4 protein-coding genes are annotated in these 3,952 nt (G+C 34.3%); 3 read left to right on the top strand and 1 reads right to left on the bottom strand.

The features are described from left to right. Together OZD63_RS05035 and OZD63_RS05040 are read left to right on the top strand one after the other, a co-directional pair. On the top strand, window positions 1-142 hold a 142-nt coding region (locus OZD63_RS05035), incomplete at its 5' end, for a transposase (RefSeq protein ID WP_275008078.1). Window positions 143-174: 32 nt separating this feature from the next. Further along, window positions 175-897, top strand: a complete 723-nt coding sequence (locus OZD63_RS05040) for a potassium transporter TrkG (RefSeq protein WP_275008290.1) — start codon at window positions 175-177, stop codon at window positions 895-897. A gap of 263 nt (window positions 898-1,160) precedes the next feature. Here OZD63_RS05040 and mgtE read toward each other — a convergent pair whose 3' ends face one another. Then, window positions 1,161-2,531 carry a magnesium transporter gene (gene mgtE, locus OZD63_RS05045; protein WP_274979535.1) on the bottom strand — a complete coding sequence of 457 codons (1,371 nt, stop codon included), beginning with the start codon at window positions 2,529-2,531 and terminating at the stop codon, window positions 1,161-1,163. A 153-nt stretch (window positions 2,532-2,684) separates the two neighbouring features. Between mgtE and prfB the strand changes: the two genes are divergently transcribed. Continuing rightward, window positions 2,685-3,789 (top strand): peptide chain release factor 2 gene (gene prfB, locus OZD63_RS05050; RefSeq protein ID WP_274979536.1). Its coding sequence is split into 2 segments (ribosomal slippage): window positions 2,685-2,759 and window positions 2,761-3,789, totalling 1,104 coding nucleotides; the frame shifts between segments, so codons are not numbered across the junction. The last annotated feature ends 163 nt before the right edge of the window (window positions 3,790-3,952 follow it).

Genomic DNA, 3,952 nt, shown 5'->3' on the forward strand with positions numbered 1-3,952 from the left:
GCCAAAGAGATGGGTTGTTGAGCGATCTTTTGCTTGGTTAGAAAAATGTAGAAGATTGTGGAAAAATTGCGAACGTAAACTCAACACCAGCTTGCAAATGATTGTCCTTTCCTTCATTTCTCTCCTATTACGAAGATTTTAAACAGGTTCTTAGAAGTCATAACGATCATTTTTATGATTTTGGGTTCTCTGCCTTTTCTTAGCTATTTAAAAATTATAAGACGATTAGACATTTGCTATGATGAGCAGGTCTCTTACTTTTTTAAGATAGCTATTGTTTCATCTTTATTTGCTTGTTTTTGGTTGTATAAAAATGTTGATTTAGGAGTGTCATTATCATTTAGATGCAGCACATTTACCATCGCTTCCTTGATTACGTTAACTGGTTATGGAATCTGTAATCATATAGATTGGAGTTTCATTTCAGTCTTAGCTTCTTTTCTCACCTTTGTTGGTGGATGTAGTGGTTCTTCAAGTGGCGGTGTCAAAACCTTCCGCTTGATTGTTCTTTTAAGATCTATAAGAAATTACTTTTACCTTTTATTAAACCCAGGTGCAGACAATAGAGTAAAATTCAATGGAAAAACCCTGGAGAATGATGAAGTTCATTCTGTCTTTATATTTTTTGCAATTTTCATGTTAACGTTTACCATTTCATCAGTAGTGATGTCTTACTTAAGCAATGCAGACTTTATAACTAGCATCAGCTCAATCTCTGCAACGCTTACAAACTCTGGTCCAGGGTTCAGCAACTTAATAGGTCCTTCGGGTAATTATTCCTCTTTCAGTAATGAAGTAAAATTATTTCTATCGTTTTTAATGCTGCTTGGCAGACTTGAAATATTGCCAATCTATTTTTGTATAGGCAATTTATTCTTATTTAATAGAAAGAAATAGTTGGTGAAGTTGTGAAATTTGATATTATAGCTAAACTGACTTACGACAATTTGAAAAACCGTCATTCCGCTACTCGTTAGCGGAATCTATACCGCGAATAAATCCACAGATGTACGAACATTGTGATTTGGGCACACCAGGAAGAATGTCATCCAAGTAGCCCCTTTCTCGTCATCCCGCTACTTGTTAGCGGGATCTATGCTAAGAGATACCGCGAATGAATCGCGGCATGACGGTTCGCGGCGGTATAGCTATAGATAGTATTAGCTATTTAATAAAAAGATCGTAGCTAAACCAAGAAATATAAAAGCTGAGAGAATATCAGTTGTTGCCGATGTTAGGATTGAAGAAGAAACGGCAGGGTCAGACTTTAAACGGTGAAGCATTATAGGAATGAAAGTTCCGATGAACGTTGCAATAATTGACATCATAATCATGGAGACCACAAAAATCATCTCCACTTTGAAGTTGTGAAACCTTATTGCTAACACTACTAATGAAATAGTAGATAAGATCACCCCGTTTATAAGACCTATTAAAAATTCTTTCATCAGTATTCTTTTTGCATTTTGCTCAGTTAGATATTTTGTTGCGATTGCCCGGATGGTTAGCGTTACTGTTTGGGATCCTGCATTTCCGCTCATTGATGCAATTATCGGCATGATTATTGGCAACACTATAAAACTTTTTATTACATCATCGAAAAAGCCAACTACTATGGAACACATTGTTGCAGCTAAGAGGTTAAACAGTAACCAAGGTAGCCTTTTAATTACAGTTTTATGTATAGGGGCATTTATATCGGCTTTAGAAGATACACCGCTTATTTTGAGTACATCCTCTTCTGTTTCTTGTTGAACAACTTTTATCACATCTTCAATTAAGATCACACCAATAATTTTACCATTCTTATTTACTACCGGAGCTGATAATAGAGAGTAATCTTTAAATATTCTTGCTACTTCCTCTTGGTCTACTCCAGTTTTAATGATTTTTATGTCATGATCCATTATCTCTTTTATTATTGTGTCTCCTGAGTGAGATATTACCTTATTTAAATTAACACTGCCTATAGGCTCTAATTTTGAGTTGATAATGAATACCTGGTGAAATTTTTCTGGTATTTTTTTATAGTTGCACACAAATTCTGTCAGTTGATTTATTGTCCAATAATATGGAGCTATAACCATATCTTTATGTATTAACCTCCCTGCACTTTCTTCTGGGTATGATAGCAACTCCTCTACTGATTTCTGAGTCTTGCTGGGCAAATAGTAAAGTATATTTTCTACAGACTTTCTATCTAAATCTTTCACTATGGTTACTATATCTTCTACATCAAGGAGCATTAGTAACTTTGCTGTATTTTCTATTCCCAATGTTTCTATGATCTCTATTTGTAAATCTGGCACTACATGCACTAGGGCATCACTTAACAAATGTTGATCGAGGATATTAACTAATTTCTCCCTGTGATCACTGATTGAAGTAGATAAAAAATAAGCTAACTGAACACTGTCTATCGTTTTTACAATATTATGAACATTTTCTAGCTCCTCGTTATCAAGTGACTCTATTAAGTCATCAATAGCCTTTTTGTCTAAACCATAATGAGAACTTATTTTAATATTCATTACTTTACCTTATCTTTTAATAAATATACGCGCTTGATTTCCTTAAACATTAAAGTATAATGAAATTATTTAAATTAACTATCATATGGTTAAATTTCTATTTTGTTTACTGTTATTGTTATTGATAGTAAATATATTAAAATCTAAAGTATAATGAAAACTTATTCAGAAATTCTCGAACACTTTCAAAGCTTAAATAAAAGTATTTCTCTTATCAGGAGGTGTCTTTGACATAGAAAAATTAAAGTTGCGTCTTGAAGAGCTGGATTCCCAAGCGTCGAATGATGATTTGTGGCAAGATAACCAAAAAGCACAAGAAGTTTTAAAAGAACGTTCTAAAATTAAGAATGACGTAGAGTTGTTTTTAAAGCTGGAAAGCGATTACAACGATGCCATTAGCTTAATGAAGTCTGCTATTGATGAGAATGATGAAGAATTTTTCTCTGAAGTTGAAAATGAACTGGTAAAGTTAGAAAAATTAATCAAGTGTAAAGAAACAGAATCCTTATTTACTGGTGAAGCAGATAATAATGACTGCTTTTTAGAAATCCACTCAGGAGCTGGTGGAACAGAGAGCAATGATTGGGCTGAAATGCTGGTGCGCATGTATGTAAGGTGGGCAGAAATTTATCATAACTTTAAAGTTGAAGTTGTAGAAAAATTAGAAGGAGAGTCGGTTGGTATAAAGTCCGCAATGATAAAAATCGTTGGAGAAAAAGCTTATGGGTGGGCAAAAAGTGAAAGTGGAATTCACAGGCTGGTTAGAATATCGCCGTTTGATGCAAATGGTAAACGTCATACCAGTTTTGCAAGTGTAGGAGTAACTCCAGTGATAGAAGATTCAATTGATATTGCTGTGGATGAAAAGGATCTAAAGATCGACACCTATCGTGCTTCCGGAGCAGGCGGTCAGCATGTGAACAAAACTGAAAGTGCAGTACGCATTACGCATATTCCAACTGGTGTTGTAGTTCAATGCCAAAATGGTCGTTCTCAACACAGAAATAAAGATGAGGCATTGAAATTACTTAAAGGACGTTTATACCAAATTGAACTGGAAAAGAAAGAACAAAAGATGGCTGAAGAATATGGTAAAAAATGCGATATAGGCTGGGGCAATCAGATCAGATCGTACGTTATGCATCCATATCAAATGGTGAAGGATTTAAGAACCGGACATGAAGTGGGCAATATAAATTCTGTTTTTGATGGTAATATAGATTGTTTCATAGTTAGTGTGCTTACTAAGCAAAATTAGGTAGGGTTGACTTTCTTGCCATAATATATGATAATTAAAATATTGTTAAAGTAGGAGTAAAGTTATGGCGATTAAATATGATCAGTGGAAAAGTGACCTTACCCAGAAAAAGTGGAGAGAAAGTGTGGAATGTTTTTTACAAAAAGAATGATGCATCAAGTTG

It is taken from the genome of Wolbachia endosymbiont of Drosophila leontia, assembly GCF_028981785.1.
Taxonomy (GTDB): Bacteria; Pseudomonadota; Alphaproteobacteria; order Rickettsiales; family Anaplasmataceae; genus Wolbachia; species Wolbachia pipientis.

Coding starts and splice junctions, on each gene's coding strand:
- OZD63_RS05040 (WP_275008290.1), top strand. CDS start 175: ATGATTTTGGGTTCTCTGCCTTTTCTTAGCTATTTAAAAATTATAAGA.
- mgtE (WP_274979535.1), bottom strand. CDS start 2,531: ATGAATATTAAAATAAGTTCTCATTATGGTTTAGACAAAAAGGCTATT.